Source organism: Rhodoplanes sp., from assembly GCF_013377085.1.
Lineage (GTDB): Bacteria > Pseudomonadota > Alphaproteobacteria > Rhizobiales > Xanthobacteraceae > Rhodoplanes.
Window position 1 is genome coordinate 28168 of sequence record NZ_JACAAX010000002.1, and the last position, 21170, is coordinate 49337.

Below are 21170 nucleotides of genomic sequence, written 5' to 3' on the forward strand. Positions count from 1 at the left end.
GCACTACTGCGGCGTACTGGGTGCTCCGCCTGCGCGGAGCACGACGGAGGAAAGGCTTCGTCCTGATCTCGATGTCTGCGCCCGTCACGCCATGATCAGCGCATGCACGGCGAACCAGCCGTCGCGGTCCGTCCAGGTCTCGGCCAGCCGCCAGCCGGAGCCGGCGGCGAGCGTGCGGAACAGGTCGGGCGTATATTTGTAGCTGCTCTCGGTGTGGATGGTCTCGCCGCGACGGAAATCGAAGCAGTGGCCGTCGATCCGCACGCGCTGACGGACCCGGCTGGCGAGATGCATCTCGATGCGGCGAAGGTCGCGATTGTAGACGGCGCGGTGCCAGAAACCGCTCAGATCGAAATTGGCGCCGAGCTCGCGGTTGATCCGGCGCAGCAGATTGAGGTTGAACTCGGCCGTGACGCCGGCGGCATCGTTGTAGGCGCGGGTGAGGGTGTCCGGATCCTTGACCAGGTCGACGCCGATGATCAGCCGGGCGCCGGGACCGAGCAGCCGGCCGGCATGGCGCAAAAACGCCGCCGCCTCGTGCGGCTCGAAATTGCCGATCGTCGAGCCCGGGAAGAAGCCGACTTTTGGAAGCGCCGCGATCTCGGCCGGCAGGACGAAGGGCGCCGTGAAATCGGCCACGACCGGCAGCACGTCGAGACCCGGCAATTCGCGCGAGAACCGCGCCGCCTCGCCGGCCAGATAGGCGGCCGAGATGTCGACCGGCACGAAGGCCTTGACGGAGGCTGCGGCGAGCAGGATGCGGGCCTTGGCGAGCGAGCCGGCGCCGAACTCGACCAGCGCGGCGCCGGTCGGCACGAAGCCGGCGATGGCGCCGGCCTGCTCGGTCAGGATGCCGGTCTCGATGCGGGTCGGATAATATTCGGGCGTGCGGGTGATCACCTCGAAGAGCTGCGATCCGCGCTCGTCGTAAAAGTATTTCGGCGGGATCTGCTTGGGATCGGCGGAGAGGCCGGCGATCACGTCCGACAGGAAGGCGCGGCGGCCCGCGTCGTCGGGCACGGCGATACGCGGCAGGCGAACATGGGCAGTCATCGGGGGTCCTCGTGATCGCGGGGGTGTCGCGCGTCAGGCCGGGAAGGTGACGAGGCGCAGGCCGGTGAACTGCCAGCGCGCCGACGGCGGGAAGAAGTTGCGGTAGGTGGTGCGGGCGTGGCCCGGCGGGGTGGCGAGCGAACTGCCGCGCAGGACCATCTGGTTGACCATGAACTTGCCGTTGTACTCGCCGAGCGCGCCCGCGGCGGCGCGATAGCCCGGATAGGGCGCGTAGGCGCTGCGGGTCCACTGCCAGACAACGCCGAAGGCGTCGGCGAGTTCGCCGCTGCGGGTCGCGACCTCCCACTCCTGCTCGCTCGGCAGATGGCGGCCGGCCCACCGCGCATAGGCGTCGGCTTCGTAGTAGCTGACGTGACAGACCGGCGCGGCCGGATCGACCGGCACGAGGCCGCCGAGCGTCATCACGTGCCAGCGCCCGTCCTGCTCGCGCCAATGGCCGGGAGCGCACCAACCCTCCTGCTGCACGGCGGCGAAGCCGTCGGAGAGCCACAACGCCGCGTTGACGTAGCCGCCGGCCCGCATGAAGGCGAGCCAGTCGGCGTTGGTGACGAGGGCGCGGTCGATCCCGACCGGTCCGACCAGCACACGATGCGCCGGGCTTTCGTTGTCGTAGGAGAAGCCGTCGCCCTGGTGGCCGATGGTGTGAATACCTTCGGGCAGCGACAGCATGCCGGCCGACGACGTCGCCGGACGAAAGCGCCGCGCCGGATCGTAGGCGGGTGCGATCGGGTTCTCCGAGAATGCATGCAGGATGTCGGTGAGAATAAGCTCCTGGTGCTGCTGCTCGTGATTGAGGCCGATCTCGACAATGGTGGCGATCTCGGGCGCGAGCGCCGCCTCGTCGGCCAGGAGGGCATCGACCGCAGCGTCCACATGGGCCCGGTAGGCCGTGATGGTCGCCGCGTCGGGCCGGGTGACCAGGCCGCGGCGCGGCCGCGCATGGCGCGGGCCGGCCGCGACGTAATAGGAATTAAACAGGAAGGCGAAACGCTCGTCGAAGCGGCGGTAGCCGGGCGCGTGTGGCTCCAGCAGGAACTGCTCGAAGAACCAGGTCGTATGGGCGCGGTGCCATTTCGTGGGGCTGGCGTCCGGCATCGACTGGACCACCTGGTCCTCGGCCGAGAGCGGCGCGGCCAAGGCCTCAGTGTGGGCCCGCACGCTGCGGAACGCCTGGCGCAGACCGGTGACTCGGGCATCGGACGCAAAGGCATCCGAAGCGAATTGTGCGCCGCGGCGCGGCGTCAGGGCCGTCATGCTCATGCTGGATCCGGCAGTCGGGGGTCACGAACAGCCGTCCGGATCCCCCTGTGGCGAACCCGATACCCGGCCGTTCATCGGAAACCGGCCACGAACGCCCTGGTTCCCGCCCGCGAGGCGCGCCGCCTCCGGGTCGACCACCATCTAGGCCGTGAAGGCCGGCGCGTCACCGCCCGACACGATCACGCGGGGACACGAGGCGGTGATCGCAAGGCGACGGTCATTCCGGGACGGCGCAGCGCGCCGGACCCGGAATCCAGCCGACGACTTTGAATTCGTCGCTGGATTCCGGGTTCGCACCTTCGGTGCGCCCCGAAATGACGGCAATCAGGTCAGATTCCCGCCCCGAAGGCGACGTCGGCCTCGAGGTCGGCCCGCACGGCCCGGGCGATGTGCTGCAGGCCGTGGTCGGTGCGCAGCCGCGGGAGTGGCGTCGCGATCGTGTGGGTTGCGGCAATCCGCCCCGGCGTGCCGGCCAGCACGACGACGCGGTCGGCCAGATAGGTCGCCTCCTCGATGTCGTGGGTGACGAACAGGATGGTCTTGCCGGTCTTTTCGCGGATGCGGATCAGCTCGTCCTGCAGGCTTTCGCGCGTGATGGCGTCGAGGGCCGAGAACGGCTCGTCCATCAGCAGCACGGCCGGATCGACGGCGAGCGCACGGGCGAGCGAGACCCTTTGGCGCTGCCCGCCGGAGAGCTGATGCGGCCAGCGCGCCGCGAGATCGGCGAGGCCGACCACGTCGAGGGACGCCTCCGCCCGCGTCTTTCGGTCGCGGCGCGCAATATCGCGATGCTCGAGCCCGAACGCCACGTTGTCGATGACGCGCCGCCACGGCATCAGCCGCGCATCCTGAAACACCAGCGCGACCGGGCGTCGGCCGGGTCCGGCGCCTTCGACCGTCACGGTCCCGGCGCTGGGTTTCGCCAGATCGGCGATCACGCGCAGCAGCGTCGACTTTCCCACGCCCGACGGGCCGACGATGGCCAAAAGCTCGCCGCGACGGACGTCGAGATCGACGCCCTGCAGCACCTCGGTGTCGGTCCCGTCGCGCGAGAAGGTGAGCGACAGGCCGCGCAGCGTGATCACGCTCTCCATCGCAGCAGCCATCCCTGCAGGGCCACGAAGGCGCTGTCGATCAGGCCGTAGAGGCCCGCCATGGTGAGCATGTAGACGACGACGATGTCGGTCGCGAGCAGGCTCGACGCCTGCATCATTCGCTGCCCGAGCCCGAACACGCCGAAAATTTCGGCCGCCACCACGGCCATCCAGGCTTGGCCGAGCGCGGTGCGCAAGCCGACCAGGATGCCGGGCGTCGCCGCCGGCAGCAGCACCTTCACCAGGCGCTGCGGGCCGGACCGAAAGCCGAAGGCGTCGGCGAGCTCGATCAGATCACGATCGACGGCGCGAACAGCACCATGCGCCGCGAAATAGACGATCCAAAACACCCCGACCGCGATGATGAACACGGCCGCCTCGGGCGCGACGCCGAACCAGATGATGGCGAACGGCACCCAGGCGAGACCGGGGACTGGGCGCAGCAAACGCACCACCCAGGCGGTGAGGTTTTCCATCGCGCCGTACTGGCCGGTGAGGACGCCGAGGGCGACGCCGAGCGCCGCGCCGACCGCGAGGCCGATCGCGTAATGGCCGAGGCTCGACGCGACCGCCGAGGCCCAGATGCCGGACGACAGTTCGCGCATGAAGGCCGCCGGGATGACGCTCGGCGGCGGCAGGAAGGCCGGGTTGACGACGCCGAGGCGCGGCACCGCCTCCCACAGCGCCAGGAAGGCCGCGAGCCCGAGCGGCGGGAGAAGATAGGTGGAAAAGCGCACGGAACTGACCGGTTTACTGACTCGCCGCCGCCTTGACGAAGTAACGAGCGTCGAACAGCCCATCGAGCGGCAACTCGCGGTCGAGCGAGCCGAGCGTCACCTGATAGCGCTGCATCGCCGCAGTGGCGTCGACGATGCTGCGCGGATCGGCGATGAACTTCGAGGCCGGCGAGGCCAGCGCCTTGCGGATGGTCGCCACATCGGTGATGCCCTTGCCGAGCGCCGCCTCGATATGCGGCCCGGCGCGGGCCGGATCCTGCTGAATCAGGCGAGTCGCCCGCACCACGGCGTCGACCAGGCCCTGCGCCTGCGCCGGGTTCTTGTCGAGGAACGCCGCCGTCGCCGCCACCACGGTGCCGGGCTGGCCCGGGAACATCTCGCCGCCCAGCGCCACCAGCTTGATGCCCGGATCGCGGGTCTGGACGATGGTGACGGCCGGCTCCCGCACGGTCGCGCCCTCGACGGCGCCGACCAGCACGGCCTGCTGGGTGGCGTCGATGCCCATCGGCACCACGGTGACGTCGGCCTTGTCGACCTTGCCGACCTGCCACAACCAGTGCTGCAGCGTGGTGTTGGGCACCGAGCCGGCCGGCTGAGTGGCGAGCCGGGCCGGCGCGCCGGCGCTGGCGCGGTAGCGCCTGAACGCCTCGGCCGGCGTGACGCCCGACTCGAAATGGCGGGCGAGCTTGGCCGTCGCGACGAAGGTCATCTCCTCGACAGCCGTTGCCGTCACCACCCGCACGTCGATGCCGCGCGAGCGCGCGACGATCAGCGGCGCGACGCCGGCCACATAGACGTCGATGGTGCCGGAGGCGAGCGCCTGGATCATGTTCGGGCCCGACTCGAAGGTGGTGAACGACACGTCGAGCCCGGCCGCCTTCAGCCAGCCCTCGCGGTCGGCGACGAACACCTGCGAGGCGCCGAGCACCGGGATGACGCCGATCCGCGCTTTTACAGGCGCGGCCTGTGCGAAGGCCCGGTCCAGACCACCGACCGCGGTCGCCGACAGAGCAGTGAGGCCGGCCAGCACGGTCCGGCGGGACACGGGGGCAATGGACGAAAGGCAACGGGACGGCGTCATCGCAAAAAGCTCCGGGCGGGCATCACGGGCGTTTCTCCGGAGAAAGAATACTTTTCTACTGATGGCAATATGCTGGCCGAAACTTGCAATCTTCCTCTCTCCCGGCATCTCCGAGAGGAAGAACATCACCCCGCAGCGCACATTCGGAGAACGGATCCGTCCGTCCGACGGGACGTTTCACGATTGATCGACCGCGCGGAGTGTTCGGTTCCCGCGCCCCCGACCGGCCCCTGGTCCCGGCCGCCCGCTTGTGCTCTATGACGGTGAACCGGCTGTCGCCGCAGCGGCAACAGCGCCTCCCCTTCTGAGCGGCCCCAGTGTCGCTCCCGGCCAGACGAAATCCTCATCCGATGCTCGACAGCAAAGCCTCCCCGCCCGGCCCGCCCGCGCCGGACGCCGACCTCCATCCCGAAACCCGCCTGGTGCACGGCGGCATCCTGCGCTCGCAATACGGCGAGACCGCCGAGGCGTTGTTCCTGACCCAGGGCTTCGTCTACGACCGCGCCGAGACGGCCGAGGCCCGCTTCAAGAACGAGGATCCGGGCTACCAGTACACGCGCTACGGCAACCCGACGATCTCGATGTTCGAGGACCGGCTGGCGGCGCTGGAAGGCGCCGAGGCCTGCCGGGCCACCGCGACCGGGATGGCGGCCGTGCACGGCGCCATCGTCGGGCTGGTCAAGGCCGGCGACCATGTGGTGGCGCCGCGCGCGATGTTCGGCTCGTGCCGCTGGATCATCGAGGAGATGCTGCCGCGCTTCGGCGTGACGTCGACACTGGTCGACGGCACCGATCTCGACCAGTGGCGCCGCGCCGTGCGCCCGCAGACCACGCTGTTCTTCCTGGAGACGCCCTGCAACCCGACGCTGGAGGTGATCGACATCGCCGGCGTCGCCGAGATCGCCCACGCGGCCGGCGCGCTCCTGGTGGTCGACAACGTGTTCGCCTCGCCGCTCTATCAGCGCCCGCTGGCGCTCGGCGCCGACGTGGTCGTCTACTCGGCCACCAAGCACATCGACGGCCAGGGCCGCTGCATGGGCGGCGCCATTCTGGCCTCCAAAGTGCTGATCGAGGAGCGCATCCAGCTCTTTTTGCGGATGACCGGCCCGTCGATGTCGCCGTTCAACGCCTGGGTTCTCTTGAAGAGCCTGGAGCTCTTGCCGCTGCGGGTCGGCCGCCAGACCGAGACCGCCGGAAAGCTCGCCGACGCCATGACGGCGATCCCGGGCATCCAGAAGGTGATCTATCCGGGCCGCGCCGACCATCCGCAGGCGGCCCTGATCGCCCGGCAGATGAGCGGGCCGTCGACCCTCATCGCCTTCGAGGTCGCGGGCGGCAAGGCCGGCGCGTTCCGGTTCCAGAACGCGCTGAAGCTCATCGGCATCTCCAACAATCTCGGCGACGCCAAGAGCCTGATCACCCATCCGCCGACCACGACACATTCGCGTTTCACGCCGGCGGAGCGCGCCGCGCTCGGCATCACGGACGGCATGCTGCGCCTCTCGGTCGGGCTGGAGCACGTCGACGATCTGCTGGCGGATGTGCAGCGGGCCGCGGCGGCCTTGTAGGACACGGAGTCATGGGGCACGGCGCCCGCTCTCCCTCGCCCCGCGAAGCGGGGAGAGGGTCGGGGTGAGGGGCGGCGGCGGCTCGACTTTGCGGAAGCGCCCCCTCACCCGGATCGCTTCGCGACCCGACCTCTCCCCGCACGCGGGGAGAGGTGAAGAGGCCGCGGTTGCGCGGGCCGTTGTCCCCTACCCCGCCAGGCATCCCTTCAGCCCCGCCTCGACGGCGGCGCGGTCCAGTCTCCGCCCGATCAGCACGATGCGGGACGAGCGCGGCTGCTTGCCCCACGGGTCGGCGGAGCGGATCTCCATCAGGCGGTGGACGCCCTGGATCACGTGGCGCCGCGCGTCGCCCTGCATCGCGACGATGCCCTTGAGCCGAAAGACGTCGTCGCCGCGCTCGGCCAAAAGGCCGCGCAAAAATGCCTCCAGCGTCTCCGGCACGAACGAACCCGTATCGACGAACGACATCGTCTCGAGCGCCGGGTCGTGATCGTGATGATGGTGGTGCGTGTCCAAAAACTGCTCGTCGCTCGCCAACGTCTTCGACAGGTCGAAGGCGCCGATGCCGAGGATCTTCTCCAGCTCCACCTTGGCGTAGCTGGAGCGGATGATGTCGGCGGTCGCATTGAGGCCGCGCATGCGGCCCTCCAGCCTCTGCAGAGCCGGCTCGTCGACCAGATCGACCTTGTTGACGATCAGCCGGTCCGCCGCGACGATCTGGTCGACCGCCTGGTTGTCGATGCCGTGCAGGTCGGGATCGTCGAGATGCTGTACGATGTGCTTCGCGTCGACCAGCGTCACGATGCCGTCGAGCGTCACCCGGCGGGCAATGTCGTCGTCGATGAAGAAGGTGGCGGCGACCGGCGTGGGATCGGCGACCCCCGTCGTCTCGACCAGGATGTGGTCGAACTTTTCCCGCCGCGCCATCAGCTTGCGCAGCACCTCGATGAGATCCTGGCGCACGCTCGCGGTGCAGCAGATGCAGCCGTTGGTCATCTCGTAGATCTCTTCCTCCGAGGTGAGGACGAGACCGGAATCGATGTTCACCTCGCCGAACTCGTTCTCGATCACGGCGATGCGATGGCCATGCCGTTCGGTGAGGATGTAGTTGAGCAGCGTCGTCTTTCCCGATCCGAGAAAGCCCGTGAGGATGGTGACGGGAACCGGCGTCGATTTGTCGTTCATGAACTGCCTCACCTGATGCTCACGACCTCATGGTGAGGAGCGCGTCTCGAACCATGTGGCCCCGCCACAGATCGACCCTGGTCGATCTGTGCCTGAAGAGTGCGAAGTCGAGCCAACTCGACTTCGGGGGCCGCCCTCGCCCTTCGAGACGCCCGCTGCGCGGGCTTCTCAGGGTGAGGGCGGATCAACTGCCGGCACAGTGCGTGTCACGCCGCCTGCTCGCCCGCCTTCTCGGCGAGTGCGGCCAGAATCTGCTCGGGCGTGATCGGGTAGTGGCGGAAGCGCACGCCGATCGCGTCGTGGATGGCGTTGGCGATGGCCGGGCCGATGGCGATGATCGGATCCTCGCCCACCCCCTTGGCGCCGAACGGGCCGCCGTCGGAGGGCGCCGTCTCCAGGATGATGGTGCGGATCGGCGGCATGTCCATGGCGAGCGGCATCTTGTAGTCGACGAAGCTCGCGTTGAGCGACCGTCCGTCCTTCGGGTCGATCACATAGTCCTCGGAGAGCGTGTGGCCGATGCCCTGCTGGATGCCGCCCTCGATCTGGCCGGCGGCGGCGATCGGATGGATCACCTTGCCGATCTCGTGCACGGGCACGACCTGCAGCACGCTGACCTGGCCGGTCTCGGTGTCGACCTCGACTTCGACGAAATGCGCCCCGAACGAATAGGCCTTGGTCGGGTGGTAGCTGCCTTCGCCCAGGAGCTGCGGCGCCGGGATGCCCCGCTCGGCCGCGATCGCCTCGCGCACCGTCAGTCTCATGCCGGGCACGCCGCGCACCGTGATGACGCTGTCCTGGACCTCCAGATCCGCGGCCGACACTTCGAGCTTGTCGGCGGCGCGGGCCAGCACCTTGGCCTTCACCTGGGCGGCCGCCATCTGGCAGGCGCGGCCGGCCATGAAGGTGGTGTGGCTGGCGAAGGCGCCGATGTCCCACGGCACCACGTCGGTGTCGCCGTGCACCACGGCGACGTCCTCGAACCTGACGCCGAGCTCTTCGGCCGTGATCTGGGCCAGCGCCGTGTGGGCGCCGGTGCCGAGGCCCGTCGTGCCGGTCAGCAGCGTCACCGAGCCGTCCTCGTTCATGCGGACGACGGCGTTGCCCTGCTCCTTGATGCCCGGATAGGCCGAGGAGCCGTGCATCTCGCAGCCCATGCCCCAGCCGCGCTTCAGGCGCCCGGTCTGCGGCGCCCGTCCGCGGGCCCGACGCGTCGCCCAGCCCGTTTCCATGATGCCGCGGCGGATGCAGTCCTCCAGACCGTGGCCGGTGAGCGGATGGTTCGAGGGCGCGATATCGCCCTCGCGCACGGCGTTCTTCAGCTTCAGCTCGGCCGGATCGATGCCGAGCGTCTCGGCCACCTCGTCCATCTGGATGTCGAGCGCGTAATAGGACTGCACGACGCCATAGCCCCGGAAGGCGCCGGCGATCGGCGTGTTGGTGTAGACGCAGCGGCCTTCCAACCGCACGTTCTCGCAGCGATAGAGCGAGGTGAGCGAGGCGGTGGCCACCGCCGTGACGCCCGGCCCGTGCGACCCGTAGGCGCCGCTGTTGAACACGATCTTTGCTTCGCGCGCCGTGATGGTGCCGTCGCGCTTGAAGCCCTGCCGCAACCAGATGGTGCCGGGGTGGCGCGTGCGGCCGCCCAGAAACGTCTCCTTGCGGGTGAACTCCATGCGCACGGGGCGCCGGGTCCGCTGGGCGAGGAGCGCGCAGAGAAATTCGTGCTGGAAGAGGTCCTGCTTGGCGCCGAAGCCGCCGCCCATATGGTCGACCAGCACCCGCACCTTGTTGAGCGGCAGGCCCAGCACCTCGGCGAGCGTGCCGCGCACCATGAAGGGGCTCTGGGTCGAGGTCCAGATGGTGAGCTTTCCCAACGGATCCCATTGGCAGAGGCAGACGTTCGGCTCCATGTAGGCCGGCGTCGGCCGGCCCATGCCGTACTCGCCCTCGATGATCAGCTCCGCCTCGGCGAAGCCTTTTTCCACGTCGCCGCGTTTGATCAGGAACGGGTCGAGCACCAAGTTGCCGCCGGGACCGACGTCGTGGATTTTTGGCGCGGCCGGCGCCAGTGCCTCATCCACCGTGAAGACCGCCGGCAAGGGCTCGTAGTCGACCGTGATCAGCTCGCAGGCCAGCTCGGCGATCTCCTCGCTGGTCGCGGCGACGGCGGCGACGCCCTCGCCCCAGTAGCGCACCTTGGTGTCGAGGATGTACTGGTCCTGGGTCACCGAGGCGGAGCGCGGATGCGGCGAGCCGTAGTGCAGCACGCGCGGCACGTCCGCGTGAGTGAGGATCGCCTTGACGCCGGGCAGCGCCAGCGCCTTGCTCACGTCGATCGACGCGATCCGCGCATGCGCGACGGTCGAGCGCTTCATCCTGCCGAACAGCATGCCGGGCAGGACGACGTCGCCCGCATAGACGGCACCGCCCGTCACCTTGCCGAGCGTGTCGGTGCGCTTGACGCTCTTGCCGATCACCGATGTCATCGCCGCGCTACCCCTGTGTCATGGCCGGGCTCGTCCCGGCCATCCACGCTCTTCTGCGATCCTGACAAGACGTGGATGCCCGGCACGAGGCCGGGCATGACGAGTCAGAATGTGACGCTCTCGTGCCTCACAGCTTGCGGTCCGCCGCCGGCGGCAGGAACTGGTTGGTGAACACGTCGGCGGCCTTCGCCTTGTTCTTGTACTCGTAGGTGACGCCGATCTGCTCGATCGACTTGGCCAGCCGCGCCGGATCGACGTCGCCGACGCCGTTCTGCTTCACCCAGGGGGTGACGATGTGCTCGCGCAGCACCAGCTCGAGCCGCTCCAGCTCGGTCTTCTCGTCGCCGATCTCGTAGCGCTTCATCACCGACTTCACCGCCGCCTTGGGATCCTTCACGGTGTCCTGCAGGCCCTTGATGGTGGCGCGCACGAAACCGCGCACCGCCTCCGGATTGCTCTTGAGGAAGTCCGGATTGACGATGATGCCGTTGCCGTAGAGCGACAGCCCGTAGTCCGACATCACCAGCATCTTGATCTCGTCGGCCGGGATGCCCTTCTGCAGAAGATTGAAGTGCATCGAGAACGTGAAGCCCGTGATGGCATCGACCTTGCCGTCGGCCAGCATCGGCTCGCGCACCGGGAAGCCGACATTCTCGATCTTCACCTTCGACTCGTCGATGCCGTTGGCCTGGACGAAGGCCTTCCACTGCGCGAAGGCGCCGTCGGCCGCCGGCGCGCCGAGCACGCGACCCTCGAGGTCCTTCGGCTTGGTGATGCCGGTCTTCTTCAGCGTGCCGATCGCGAAGGGCGGCCGGTCGTACAGCATCATCACGACCTTGATGTCCTTGTCGGGATTCTGGTCGCGGAAGCGGACGACGGAGTTGAGGTCGAAGAAGCCGACCTGATGGGTGCCGACAGCGACGCGCGGAATGCCCGAGACCGAGCCGGCGCCGGTGTCGATGGTGACGTTGAGGCCCTCGGCCTTGTAGTAGCCCTTGTCGATGGCGACGAAATACGGCGCCGTCGGCCCCTCGAACTTCCAGTCGAGGGCGAACTTGATGTCGGTCTCGGCGACCGCGGGCGCCGCAACAAAGGCGACGAGCATCGCGGCGAACGCAGCGGTCAGTGCGGATTTCGTCATGTCTCACGCTCCCGTGGATCCCGACTGGGATCGGATGTGGGAAATTCAGGCAAGCGACATGCCATCAACTCGCGTCGGACGGCACTCCCGAACCGCTCGTCCCCGCGAAAGCGGGGACCCAGCACCATCGCGAAAGACTGGATTCCCGCTTGCGCGGGAATGAGCGGAGCACGAGGCGACGGCCATCGCCATCACTCCCGCGGCTGGCCGGCCGCGGCCATCTGCCGCGCTGTCGCGCGGATCGCCTCGACGATCTTGGTGTAGCCGGTGCAGCGGCAGATGTTTCCGGCCAGGCCGAAGCGGATCTCGTCCTCGGTCGGGTCGGGATTGCGGTCGAGCAGCGCCTTGGCCATGACGATGATGCCCGGCGTGCAGAAGCCGCATTGCGAGGCGCCCAGCGCCATGAAGCTCTCTTGCAGCGGATGCAGGCGGTCCGGCTCGGGCGCGATGCCTTCGATGGTCGTCACGGCGCGGCCGTCGACCTCGACGGCCAGCACCAGGCAGGCGTTCACGGGCTCGCCGTCCAAGAGCACCGTGCAGGCGCCGCAGTCGCCGACGTCGCAGCCCTTCTTGGTGCCGGTGAGGCCCGCCTCGTTGCGCAGCACGTCGAGCAGCGTGCGGAACGGCGCGACCGCCAGGTCGCGCGCCTCGCCGTTGATCGTGATGGTGACGGGCATGGCCACGGTCGTGATCGGCGCGGTCATCGGGTGCGCTCCCAGGCTGCCGCGACGGCGCGGCGGGTCAGCACGTCGACCATGGCGCGGCGATAGTCGGCGCTCGCCCGCACATTGCTGATCGGCCGGGACTCGCCCCGTGCTGCGCATCCTGCGGCGGCAATCGTCGTCTCGTCCGGCGTGGAGCCTTCGAGCAAAACCTCGGCGGCGCGCGCCCGGATCGGCGTCGGCGCCACGGCGCCGAGCACGATGCGCACGTCGCGGCAGACGCCGCCGTCACGCCGCAGCGCCACTGCGACCCCGACGGTCGCCAGCTCCATGGCCTTGCGGCGACCGTGCTTGATGTAGTCGGAGCCGGCCTGCTCGGGCTGCGGCGGCAGCACCAGGGCGGTGACGATCTCGCCGTCGGCGAGCGCGGTCTTGCCCGGTCCGGTGAAGAAGCTCTCCAGCGCGATGCTGCGCGGCCCCGACGGCCCGACCATCTCGATCCGCCCGCCATAGGCGATCAGCGGCGGCAGCGTGTCGGCGGAGGGCGAGGCGCGGCAGACATTGCCGGCGATGGTGGCGCGGGTGCGGATCTGGATCGAGCCGATGTCTCGCGCGGCCTGGGCGAGTGCCGGATAGAGCTTTTGCACTTCGGCCGAGGTCTCGATCGTCCGCACCGTGACCAGCGCACCGATGCGCAGGCCGGTCGCGGCGTCGCAGGTGAGATCCGCGAGGCCGGGGATCTTCTTCAGGTTGATGACGGCGGCCGGCCGGCGAATCTGCTCCTTGATCTCGACCAGCAGGTCGGTGCCGCCCGCCATCAGGTCGGCCGTGCGGCCGTGCCGGGCGAGCAGCGCCACCGTCTCGTCGAGCGTCGTCGGTTCGAAATATGCGAACGGATGCATGGCCACCGTGCCAAAGCGGGACGGCGGGCGCGGCACCGGCCGCACCCGCTGTCGAACAAATCAGGCCGGAACCTTCGGCTCGACCATGGCGTAGGTGTCCTTGAGGCGCGCCAAGGCCTCGTCCTGGGTGCGGGGCGGCGGCGTCGTCGGGATGCCGCAGATCCGGGCGATGTTGTTGCCCATGTAGTCCTCGAGCCCGTCCTCGTCGAGTTTCATGCCGTGCGGCGGCGGCGAGCACAGCACCTCCAGCTCGCGCAGCCACATGCCGGGCTCGTTCGGCGGCGAGTCGGTGCCGAACACGATCTTGTGCCGCGGCAGCTCCTTGGCGAACTCGACGATGCGCGACTGGAAGCACCAGCCCGACTCGCAAACGACGTTCGGCGTGTCCATCGCCATCCAGAACGCCTCGAACGAGTAGTTGCCGCCCGTCTGGATGCCGAAATGGCCGATGATGAAGTTCACCATCGGGAACTCGCGGATGATCGGATAGAACATGGTCGGGATCGTGTACGGGCCATCGCCCGTGTGGATCAGCACCACGACGCCGAGCTCGGCGCACTTCTTCATCGCGGGCCTGAGCCAGTCGAGCGCGCGGTCGGGCCGGTAGCCGTGCATGTTGGCGTGCAGCTTCAGCATCTTGAAGCCGTACTCCTTGACGTGGAACTCGAGCTCGGCGGCGCCGTTCTCCGGCCCCCAGCGCGGATTGAAGCAGAAGTTGCCGATGAACCGATCCGGGTACTTTTGGCACAGATCGGCGATGTACTTCATGTAGTCGCGGATGCCCTCGCGACCCATGCGGTTGCCGTCGCGATAGCCGGTGTTGCCGGGCGGCGGCTGGATGAAGCCCATGTCGATCCGGCGCGGCTTGCCGTTGATCATGTAGGGGCCGTCCATCATCTTCAGCAGGCGCTCGCCCGTGAAGGGCGTGCCGGTGTGGCGCCACGCCTCGTCGACCAGATTGGTGGGATGCAGGTGGGTGTCGATGATCATCGGCTCTCTCCGGAATTCGTCAGGCCGCGACGCGCTTGGCGCAGGCGGCGAGATAGGCTTCCGCCTCCTCGCGCGTGCGCGGCGGCGCGGTCGGCTCGAGCCCGATCATCCGGGCGGTGTTGTTGCCGAAATAGTCCTCGAGCGTGTCCTCGTCGAGGTTCATGCCCTGCGGCGGCTCCATGCACAGCACCTCGAGCAGGCGCAGCCACATGCCGGGCTCGTTGGGCGGCGTGTCGGTGCCGAACAGGATCTTGTGCTTGGGCAGATCCTTGGCGAACTCGACGATGCGCGACTGCAGGCACCAGCCGGATTCGCAAAAGACGTTCTCGTTGTCCATCGCGAGCTGGAACGGCTCGAACGTGTAGACGCCGCCGGTCTGAACGCCGAAATGCGCCATGATGAAGTTCACGGTGGGGAACGCGTAGATCATCGGCGTCCACTCGTTCGGGATCGAGTAGGGGCCGTCGCCGACATGCAGCTTCACCAGCACGCCGAGATCGGCGCATTTCTGCAGCGCCGGGCGCAGCCAATCGCCGGCACGGTCCGGCCGGTAGCAGTGCATGTTCGCCTGGAACTGCACCATCTTGAAGCCGTACTCCTTGACGTACCGCTCGATCGCCTCGACGCCGTTCTTGACGCCGTAGCGCGGATTGTAGACGAAGCAGCCGATGAAGCGGTCCGGGTACTTCCGAACCAGCTCGAGCGTGTACGCCATGTACTCGTCGATGCCCTCGCGCCCGGCCTTTTCGAGCACGCCGTCCGTGTAGAGGGTGTTGCCCTGCGGCGGCTGGATGAAGGCCTTGTCGATGCGGCGCGGCTTGCCGTTCACCCAGTAGGGCCCGTCCATCATCTTCAGCAGACGCTCGCCCGTGAACGGCTCGCCGTCGTGCCGCCAGGCGAGGTCGACGACCTTCGTCGGATAGCAGCTTATGTCGATAATCATGAGATCGCTCCTGGCAGTACGGAGGGTCGCAGAGGGAACGGGCACGCGGGCGGCACGGCGAGACACGGCGCGGCGTTCCCCAGAACGCCGGACGCATGCGCCACGACACGGCGCTTCAGACGACGAGACACCCGGATGGTCGGCACGGTGGACGTCCGGTCAGAATCGGAAAGTGACGATCGCGAGTGACGATGCTGTCAGCAATCTCCGACCGAACCAAGACCGCGTCGCGACACTGTTGAGAGAACAGACCCGCACGGGCGCAGAAGAGTTCGGCTGACCGCTTCTACCGACGTGCCGGTTGCATAGACGATCCCCCCCGAGCGGTCAAGAACGCCGCCGGGACACGATTCCGCACGCGAGAGAGTCGGCCGGCGATGCTGGTGCGCGCCCGCATCGGGCCACCAGCAATCGATGCGCCGGTGTGACCGTGGGTTCTGTCTTCGTGTGAACGCGGCGGCTCGGCGCAGTGCCGAGCCAACTGACACGCCTGTGCGACGTGAGACTCCCTCACGCCCGTCGACGCGTGATCGTGACACGTTTGTGTTGATCGGCCTCGGTGGTCTCACGGATACCGATTGCCAGATGATTGCTGTATCTCGACGCTCGGCAGGATGTTTTCTTAGGCCTGCTGATTATTTGTGCAGAGATGAAGTGAATTTGTGCGTCGCGGCATGATGGTTGCGACGCAACGCGGTCGGAGAGACCGCGGGACGATCGGTTCCGAGGGCGAGCGCGGTCCGGATGCGGATCGCCCGAGCCGCAGTCGAGCAGACGCGCGATCGATTGGTTGTTGCGCCAGGCGAGACGAGGCGGCAGCGGACCGGCCGGACCAGCAGGGCAAGAAGCCGGACCCCTGCGACGGTGATGCCGGACGAGCCACGCGCGTTGCGCCGCTCCCCGTCACCGCTCCGGGCCTCGGGCCATAGTGGCCCGGCCACGGCGACTTGTGTCAGGGGCGGCTCCCGCCGCGGGTGGCGGCGATCCGACCGGTTCGGCCCAGGGCCGCGCCGAATGCCGACATAGGAGGAAACGTGGACCATCTTCGACCGAATTATCTGCGCGACGTCGCCTACATCTCCCGTGACTGGATCGAGCGCCACGGGCTGCATCCGGCCGTGGGAGTCGCCATCGAGGTCGCCGCCGAGATCGAGCTTCCCGAGGACCGCTCGCCGAGCCAGATCGTCGAGGCGCCGACCGACGAGGAACGCGCCATCATCGAGCGCCTGGTGCGCTCCTACATCGCCAGCGGCGTGTTCCCGCCGTCCGAGGACAACACTTACGGCTTCGCCGAGTTCGAGTTCACGGTCGATCTGAGCTGATCGTCCGCGCACCGTCACGCCGCGAAGGCCGCGCAATCCGCGCGGCCGTCGAAGGCGGTGATGTCGTCAAATCCAGTGAGCGCCGACGACAGCCGTGAGCATCGCGTCTCGTGGTCATGGCCGGGCAAGTCCCGGCCATACGCGTTTTTGGCGTTTGCCGCGTCTCATCCAATATCCGGCCGATCACCTCGGTGGTCATTCCGGGACGGCGCGGAGCGCCGGACCCGGAATCCAGCCCCATCCTGAGCATCCGTCGCTGGATTCCGGGTTCGCATCTGCGGCGCGCCCCGGAATGACGGTGAACTGGTCAGCCGGATTTACGTATCACTGCGCCCGCGGCCCGAACCGTCAGCGGCTGCGCCCCGCCAAAATCTCGCGGGCCCAGTCGAGCGCGTGCTGCGGCAGCTTGGTGCGCTCGCCCTCGAATTTCATCGGCCTGGTGGCGTCGAGCCCGAGCTTGGTCGACATGCCGTCGACCGAGGACGGGTCGAGCCGATTGCAAAACACCTGCGGCACCATGAAGAGATCCGTGTCGGCCTGGAAACGCGTCGCCAACGCCCACATCACCTCGTCCTCGTCGAAGACGTCGATGTCCTCGTCCACGGCGACGGCGAACTTGATGTAGGAGTCGAGCCCCATCAGCAGCATCAGGGCCTGGCGCGCCTGCCCTTCTGCCGTCTTGCGGAACGACATGTAGGCGTGGAAATGCGTGCCCGACTTCGGGTAGTTCAGCGCCTTGAGGGTCGGCACCATCTCCTTCAGGCGATCGAACACATGCGCCTCGCGGGTGCAGCGGCTGAGCAGCAGATGCTCGGCCGAGTAGCCCGGCACGATGTCGAGGAAGATCGGCTTCGCCCGGCGCGTGATCGCCTTGACGTGGAACACGTTGCGGGTCGAGCGATAGGTCGAGTAGCCGGTGTACTCGCCATAAGGGCCCTCGTCCTCGTGGATGCCGGCGAGGATCTCGCCCTCGATGACGTATTCGGCGTCGGCCGGAACCTCGATGTCGATGGTCTTGCATTTCACCAGGTGGACGGGCTGCTTCATCATCGCGCCCGCGATGGCCAGCTCGTCGACCTCCATGGCGACCTTGGCGGCGGCGGCGATGTAGATGGCCGGATGACAGCCGATCACCACGGCGACCTCGAGATTCTTGCCGCGCGCCTCGCAGCGCTGCAGATGGTCCCAGATGTGGCCGCGCGAATGCAGGCTGACGCCGAATTTCTGTGGGCCCTTGAGCTGCATGCGCTGGAAGCTGAGATTGCGAACCCCGGTGTCCGGATCCTTGCAGATCAGGATGCCCGAGCCGATGTAGCGCCCGGCATCGGCCTCGAAGTGCCGTGAGATCGGCAGCTCGCCGGCGTCGGCCTCGTTGCCGAGCGCGATCACCTCCTGCACGGGGGCATGGGCGCGCGAGACGACGGCCGGCACCAGATTGGCCATCGCGTCGGTCCAGGCCTGGGCGAAGCCGCCGGGCGGCACGCCGGCGATGCGGGCGATGCGGGCGCGGTCGGCGAACAGGTTCATCACCACCGGCCCCTCGAACCCGTCCGGCCGCTCGACCACCACCACGGGGAAGCGCTTCTTCGCCTCCAGCTCCAGCACCAGGGCGGTGGGCAGGAAGTCGAGATCGGTCGTCCCGGAGAGGACGAGCTTCTCGCTGTCGGGAAGGTCCTTGAGGAAGTCGGCGAGGCTGGGCATGGCGGGTCCGCAGGATGGCGAGGGAATGCCCCTCATATACGGAAGCCGGCGCGAGTGCACGCGTCCAGCGGCGAGCGGCGGCGCGGCGCTCATCCCGAGGGCGAGAAACGCCGCCCCGTCCCGGTCGTCACCGCCGGACTTGATCCGGCGGTCCATCGCTTCGAAACAAGCCTTGTTTCGAGATGGATTCGCGGGTCGAGCCCGCGAATGACGAATGGAGGGCTGGTGCGTCCGTATCACTCCGACAGAGCAATAAAGTCGGTCAGGTCGTCGCCGAGGAAATTGACATGGTCGCGCATCGCCGCGTGGGCCCGCTCGGCGTCGTGGGAGCAGATGGCCGCCATGATGGCCTCGTGCTCCTTCACGGTCTTTTCGAGCCGGTGCGGCTTGTAGGTGACGCGGCGGCGGAACGGAGCGACGCGGTTGCGGAGCTGGCGGGCCTGCTCCGCCAGATAGGCGTTGCGGGCGGCATCGTAGATGGACTCGTGGAACTCCTGGTTGATCAGATAGAGTGCTTCGACGTCGCCGTCCTCGGCGGCCCGCTCGAGCCGCGCGTGGATGGCCTTCAGCGCGCGATCCTGCTCGGGCGACTGCCGGCGCGAGGCGAGCCGGGCGCACAGCCCCTCCAGCTCGGCCATCACCTGGAACATCTCGAGCAGCGTGTTGATGCTGATCTTGCGTACCACGACGCCCTGCCGGCTCTTCAGCTCCACCATGCCGCTCGCGGCGAGCAGCCGGAACGCCTCGCGCACCGGGGTGCGTGACACGCCGTAACGCTCGGCCACGTCCTGCTCCTCCAGGCGGTCGCCGGGCTGGACCGTGCCCTTGACGATGGCGTCCTCGAGCTCGCGGTAAAGCATGTCGGTGAGCGTCTGGCCCGCCTCGCGCTCGGAGGAGCCGGCCGCCTTCCTGAGTGCATCTCGCTTCGTCTTCAGCATGTCTGCCGCCGTCGTATGGTGGACCGCAAGAGGTCTCAGCCGGGCACCGGGGCCCGCTCGTCCTCGCCCTGCCCGCGGGCCACGGCATCCGTCATCATATCGCCGAGACGAACCTTCTGCCGGCCGTCCGCGTCGAAATTGCCGGGCGCGAGCCAGGCCTCGAAGGCGGCCCGGCGGGCCGGCCATTCCGAGGCCAGCATCGAGAACCAGGCGGTGTCGCGCAGCCGGCCCTTCTGGATCATGTGGCGCGGGAAGATCCCTTCGAACGTGAAGCCGAACCGCAGCGCCGCGCGCCGCGACGGCGCGTTGAGGGCATTGCACTTCCACTCGAAGCGCACGAAGCCGAGGTCGTCGAAGACATGTCGCGCGGCGAGGAAGATCGCCTCGGTGCCGCCGGGCGCGCGCGAGACCGCGCCCGTGAAGAGGATGTTGCCGACCTCGATCACCTTGTGGGCCGGTTTTATGCGCATGAGGCCGAGATGGCCCGCCGCCTTCCCGCTCGCAATGTCGACGATGGCGAGCGTCACCGGCTCGTCGCGGCCCGCGACGCTCTCCAGATAGGTGCCGAAGGCCGCGCGCTCCGAAAACGGCCCGGCATTGAGATAGAGCCACAGCGGATCGTGGTCGGGCCCGCGCGAGGCGGCGAACAGGTCGTCGCCGTGTGCCGCCGGGTCGAGCGGCACGAGCGTCACGAAGCGGCCCGCGAGCATGCGGCGGTCCGGCCGCTTCGCCGGCGGCCCGTCGTCGATCGGGCCGATCGGCAGGCCGGAGGCTGGATCGTTCACCGGGCGCATCGCGTCACTCCGCATTCGCCAGCCCGAACGCCGTCTCGGCCAGCACGCGCGCGCCGGCGGCGATGTCGTCCTTCGTGGCGCTCTCGGCTTCGTGGTGGCTGAGGCCGTTCTTGCATGGGATGAAGATCATTCCGGTCGGGCAATGGTAGTGCAGATATCGCGCGTCATGCCCGGCGCCGGATGGAATGTCCATCCAGGTGATTCCGAGGTCGGCGGCGGCGGCGCGGATGCGGTCGCGGACCGCGTCCGGAAAGGTGAGCGGCGGGTCGTGCAGAAGCTCGCGGACATCGACCGCGCAGCACCCCGCAGCATCGGTGCAAATCCGCGGGATGCGGTCGCCGAGATCGCGCAGCGTGTCGGCGTCGGGGTGGCGCAGGTCGATCGAGAAGACGACGCGGGCCGGCACCACCGAGGGCGCGTTCGGCGTCACCTCGAACCGGCCGATGGTGAAGCGCACCACGTCGGCCTCGTCCCACATCGCCTCCTGCAGGGCCTGGACCATGGCGACGGCCGACACCAGCGCGTCGCGCCGCACGCTGCGCGGCGACGTGCCGGCATGGTTCTCCTCGCCCGTGACGGTGACGCGAAACGTGCGCTTGCCCTGGATGCCGGTGACGACGCCGACGGTCCGCCCCTCCACCTCGAGAATCGGCCCCTGCTCGATATGCGCCTCGACGAAGGCGGCGACCGGGAAACCGAGCGGCCGCCGCGGCAGGTCCGGCTCGGCAGCCAGCACCTTGGCGATCTCGGTCGCGACGCCGACACCGTCGGCATCGTGAACCGCCAGGATATCGGCGAGCTTTCGCGCTCCGGTGAAAGCGGCCGAGCCCATCATACCGGGGGCGAAGCGGGAGCCCTCCTCGTTCATCCAGGCGACCACGTCGATGGCGCGGCGCGGCCGCACGCCCGCCGCCACGATCGCCTCGACGCTTTCCAGCGCCGCCAGCACCCCGAAGGCGCCGTCGAACTTTCCGCCTGTCGGCTGGCTGTCGATGTGCGAACCGATCAGCACCGGGGCGAGATCGGGCTCGGTGCCGGCCAGCCGCAGAAACAGGTTGCCGGCGCCGTCGTTCGAGGCGACGAGGCCGATCGCCTCGCCCCAGCCGACCAGCACGCGGCGGGCGGCGACCTCCTCGTCCGACAGGGCCTGCCGGTTGACGCCGCCATTGGCGGTCGCGCCATACTGCGCCAGCTCCATGTGCCGCCGCCACAGGCGCTCCGCGTCCACGTGGCCGGCAATGCTTCTCTCGTGCGTCTCCATCATCAGTCGGTCCGCATCAATCTGTTCG

18 protein-coding genes are annotated in these 21170 nt (G+C 68.4%); 2 read left to right on the forward strand and 16 right to left on the reverse strand.

Annotated elements, in window-relative coordinates:
- Positions 1-84: 84 nt before the first annotated feature.
- The 5 genes from egtD to HXX10_RS02090 all read right to left on the reverse strand — a co-directional run bounded on the left by egtD (position 85) and on the right by HXX10_RS02090 (position 5150).
- Positions 85-1053 carry an L-histidine N(alpha)-methyltransferase gene (gene egtD, locus HXX10_RS02070; RefSeq protein WP_296519742.1) on the reverse strand — a complete coding sequence of 323 codons (969 nt, stop codon included), beginning with the start codon at positions 1051-1053 and terminating at the stop codon, positions 85-87.
- Positions 1054-1086: 33 nt separating this feature from the next.
- Positions 1087-2334, reverse strand: coding sequence for an ergothioneine biosynthesis protein EgtB (egtB, locus tag HXX10_RS02075; protein ID WP_296519744.1), 1248 nt, complete (start codon positions 2332-2334; stop codon positions 1087-1089).
- A gap of 329 nt (positions 2335-2663) precedes the next feature.
- Positions 2664-3428: an ABC transporter ATP-binding protein gene (locus HXX10_RS02080; RefSeq protein ID WP_296519745.1), complete on the reverse strand. Its 765-nt coding sequence runs from the start codon at positions 3426-3428 to the stop codon at positions 2664-2666.
- A complete protein-coding gene (locus HXX10_RS02085) occupies positions 3416-4165 on the reverse strand; it encodes an ABC transporter permease (protein WP_296519746.1) in 750 nt (249 codons plus the stop codon). Before HXX10_RS02085 ends, HXX10_RS02080 begins: the two co-directional genes overlap by 13 nt.
- Before the next feature lie 13 nt (positions 4166-4178).
- Positions 4179-5150 carry an ABC transporter substrate-binding protein gene (locus tag HXX10_RS02090; protein ID WP_296520056.1) on the reverse strand — a complete coding sequence of 324 codons (972 nt, stop codon included), beginning with the start codon at positions 5148-5150 and terminating at the stop codon, positions 4179-4181.
- A 446-nt stretch (positions 5151-5596) separates the two neighbouring features.
- On the opposite strand from HXX10_RS02090, the gene metZ reads away from it, so the two are divergent.
- Positions 5597-6814, forward strand: a complete 1218-nt coding sequence (gene metZ / locus HXX10_RS02095; RefSeq protein ID WP_296519748.1) for an O-succinylhomoserine sulfhydrylase — start codon at positions 5597-5599, stop codon at positions 6812-6814.
- Between the two features lie 186 nt (positions 6815-7000).
- On the opposite strand, the gene HXX10_RS02100 is transcribed toward metZ, so the two are convergent.
- The 7 genes from HXX10_RS02100 to HXX10_RS02130 form a co-directional block, all read right to left on the reverse strand.
- The gene (locus HXX10_RS02100) at positions 7001-7999 is read right to left on the reverse strand and encodes a GTP-binding protein (RefSeq protein ID WP_296519749.1); all 999 of its coding nucleotides are present in this window, start codon (positions 7997-7999) and stop codon (positions 7001-7003) included.
- A gap of 206 nt (positions 8000-8205) precedes the next feature.
- On the reverse strand, positions 8206-10488 hold the full coding sequence (locus HXX10_RS02105) for a xanthine dehydrogenase family protein molybdopterin-binding subunit (protein WP_296519750.1): 2283 nt from the start codon (positions 10486-10488) through the stop codon (positions 8206-8208).
- Between the two features lie 127 nt (positions 10489-10615).
- Positions 10616-11629: an ABC transporter substrate-binding protein gene (locus HXX10_RS02110; RefSeq protein WP_296519752.1), complete on the reverse strand. Its 1014-nt coding sequence runs from the start codon at positions 11627-11629 to the stop codon at positions 10616-10618.
- Between the two features lie 191 nt (positions 11630-11820).
- A complete protein-coding gene (locus HXX10_RS02115; protein WP_296520057.1) occupies positions 11821-12312 on the reverse strand; it encodes a (2Fe-2S)-binding protein in 492 nt (163 codons plus the stop codon).
- A gap of 17 nt (positions 12313-12329) precedes the next feature.
- Positions 12330-13193 carry a xanthine dehydrogenase family protein subunit M gene (locus tag HXX10_RS02120; RefSeq protein WP_296519753.1) on the reverse strand — a complete coding sequence of 288 codons (864 nt, stop codon included), beginning with the start codon at positions 13191-13193 and terminating at the stop codon, positions 12330-12332.
- Positions 13194-13253: 60 nt separating this feature from the next.
- Positions 13254-14183 (reverse strand): amidohydrolase family protein, encoded by a 930-nt coding sequence (locus tag HXX10_RS02125; RefSeq protein WP_296519754.1) that lies wholly within the window; start codon positions 14181-14183, stop codon positions 13254-13256.
- Between the two features lie 19 nt (positions 14184-14202).
- A complete protein-coding gene (locus tag HXX10_RS02130) occupies positions 14203-15126 on the reverse strand; it encodes an amidohydrolase family protein (protein ID WP_296519755.1) in 924 nt (307 codons plus the stop codon).
- A gap of 1034 nt (positions 15127-16160) precedes the next feature.
- Between HXX10_RS02130 and HXX10_RS02135 the strand changes: the two genes are divergently transcribed.
- The gene (locus HXX10_RS02135; RefSeq protein WP_296519757.1) at positions 16161-16448 is read left to right on the forward strand and encodes a hypothetical protein; all 288 of its coding nucleotides are present in this window, start codon (positions 16161-16163) and stop codon (positions 16446-16448) included.
- 348 nt (positions 16449-16796) lie between these two features.
- Here the strand turns inward: HXX10_RS02135 and HXX10_RS02140 are convergent, their stop codons facing one another.
- The 4 genes from HXX10_RS02140 to HXX10_RS02155 form a co-directional block, all read right to left on the reverse strand.
- Positions 16797-18149: a UbiD family decarboxylase gene (locus tag HXX10_RS02140; RefSeq protein WP_296519758.1), complete on the reverse strand. Its 1353-nt coding sequence runs from the start codon at positions 18147-18149 to the stop codon at positions 16797-16799.
- 236 nt (positions 18150-18385) lie between these two features.
- On the reverse strand, positions 18386-19087 hold the full coding sequence (locus HXX10_RS02145) for a GntR family transcriptional regulator (RefSeq protein ID WP_296519761.1): 702 nt from the start codon (positions 19085-19087) through the stop codon (positions 18386-18388).
- Positions 19088-19122: 35 nt separating this feature from the next.
- Positions 19123-19872, reverse strand: a complete 750-nt coding sequence (locus tag HXX10_RS02150) for a GNAT family protein (RefSeq protein ID WP_296519763.1) — start codon at positions 19870-19872, stop codon at positions 19123-19125.
- Between the two features lie 13 nt (positions 19873-19885).
- A complete protein-coding gene (locus tag HXX10_RS02155; RefSeq protein ID WP_296519765.1) occupies positions 19886-21145 on the reverse strand; it encodes a Zn-dependent hydrolase in 1260 nt (419 codons plus the stop codon).
- Positions 21146-21170: the final 25 nt, after the last annotated feature.

Excerpts from the sequence above, each read along its gene's own strand:
- egtD (WP_296519742.1), bottom strand. The coding sequence starts at position 1,053 with ATGACTGCCCATGTTCGCCTGCCGCGTATCGCCGTGCCCGACGACGCG.
- HXX10_RS02100 (WP_296519749.1), bottom strand. The coding sequence starts at position 7,999 with ATGAACGACAAATCGACGCCGGTTCCCGTCACCATCCTCACGGGCTTT.
- HXX10_RS02155 (WP_296519765.1), bottom strand. The coding sequence starts at position 21,145 with ATGATGGAGACGCACGAGAGAAGCATTGCCGGCCACGTGGACGCGGAG.
- HXX10_RS02110 (WP_296519752.1), bottom strand. The coding sequence starts at position 11,629 with ATGACGAAATCCGCACTGACCGCTGCGTTCGCCGCGATGCTCGTCGCC.
- HXX10_RS02080 (WP_296519745.1), bottom strand. The coding sequence starts at position 3,428 with ATGGAGAGCGTGATCACGCTGCGCGGCCTGTCGCTCACCTTCTCGCGC.
- HXX10_RS02130 (WP_296519755.1), bottom strand. The coding sequence starts at position 15,126 with ATGATTATCGACATAAGCTGCTATCCGACGAAGGTCGTCGACCTCGCC.
- HXX10_RS02140 (WP_296519758.1), bottom strand. The coding sequence starts at position 18,149 with ATGCCCAGCCTCGCCGACTTCCTCAAGGACCTTCCCGACAGCGAGAAG.
- HXX10_RS02105 (WP_296519750.1), bottom strand. The coding sequence starts at position 10,488 with ATGACATCGGTGATCGGCAAGAGCGTCAAGCGCACCGACACGCTCGGC.
- HXX10_RS02125 (WP_296519754.1), bottom strand. The coding sequence starts at position 14,183 with ATGATCATCGACACCCACCTGCATCCCACCAATCTGGTCGACGAGGCG.
- HXX10_RS02120 (WP_296519753.1), bottom strand. The coding sequence starts at position 13,193 with ATGCATCCGTTCGCATATTTCGAACCGACGACGCTCGACGAGACGGTG.
- HXX10_RS02145 (WP_296519761.1), bottom strand. The coding sequence starts at position 19,087 with ATGCTGAAGACGAAGCGAGATGCACTCAGGAAGGCGGCCGGCTCCTCC.
- metZ (WP_296519748.1), top strand. The coding sequence starts at position 5,597 with ATGCTCGACAGCAAAGCCTCCCCGCCCGGCCCGCCCGCGCCGGACGCC.
- egtB (WP_296519744.1), bottom strand. The coding sequence starts at position 2,334 with ATGAGCATGACGGCCCTGACGCCGCGCCGCGGCGCACAATTCGCTTCG.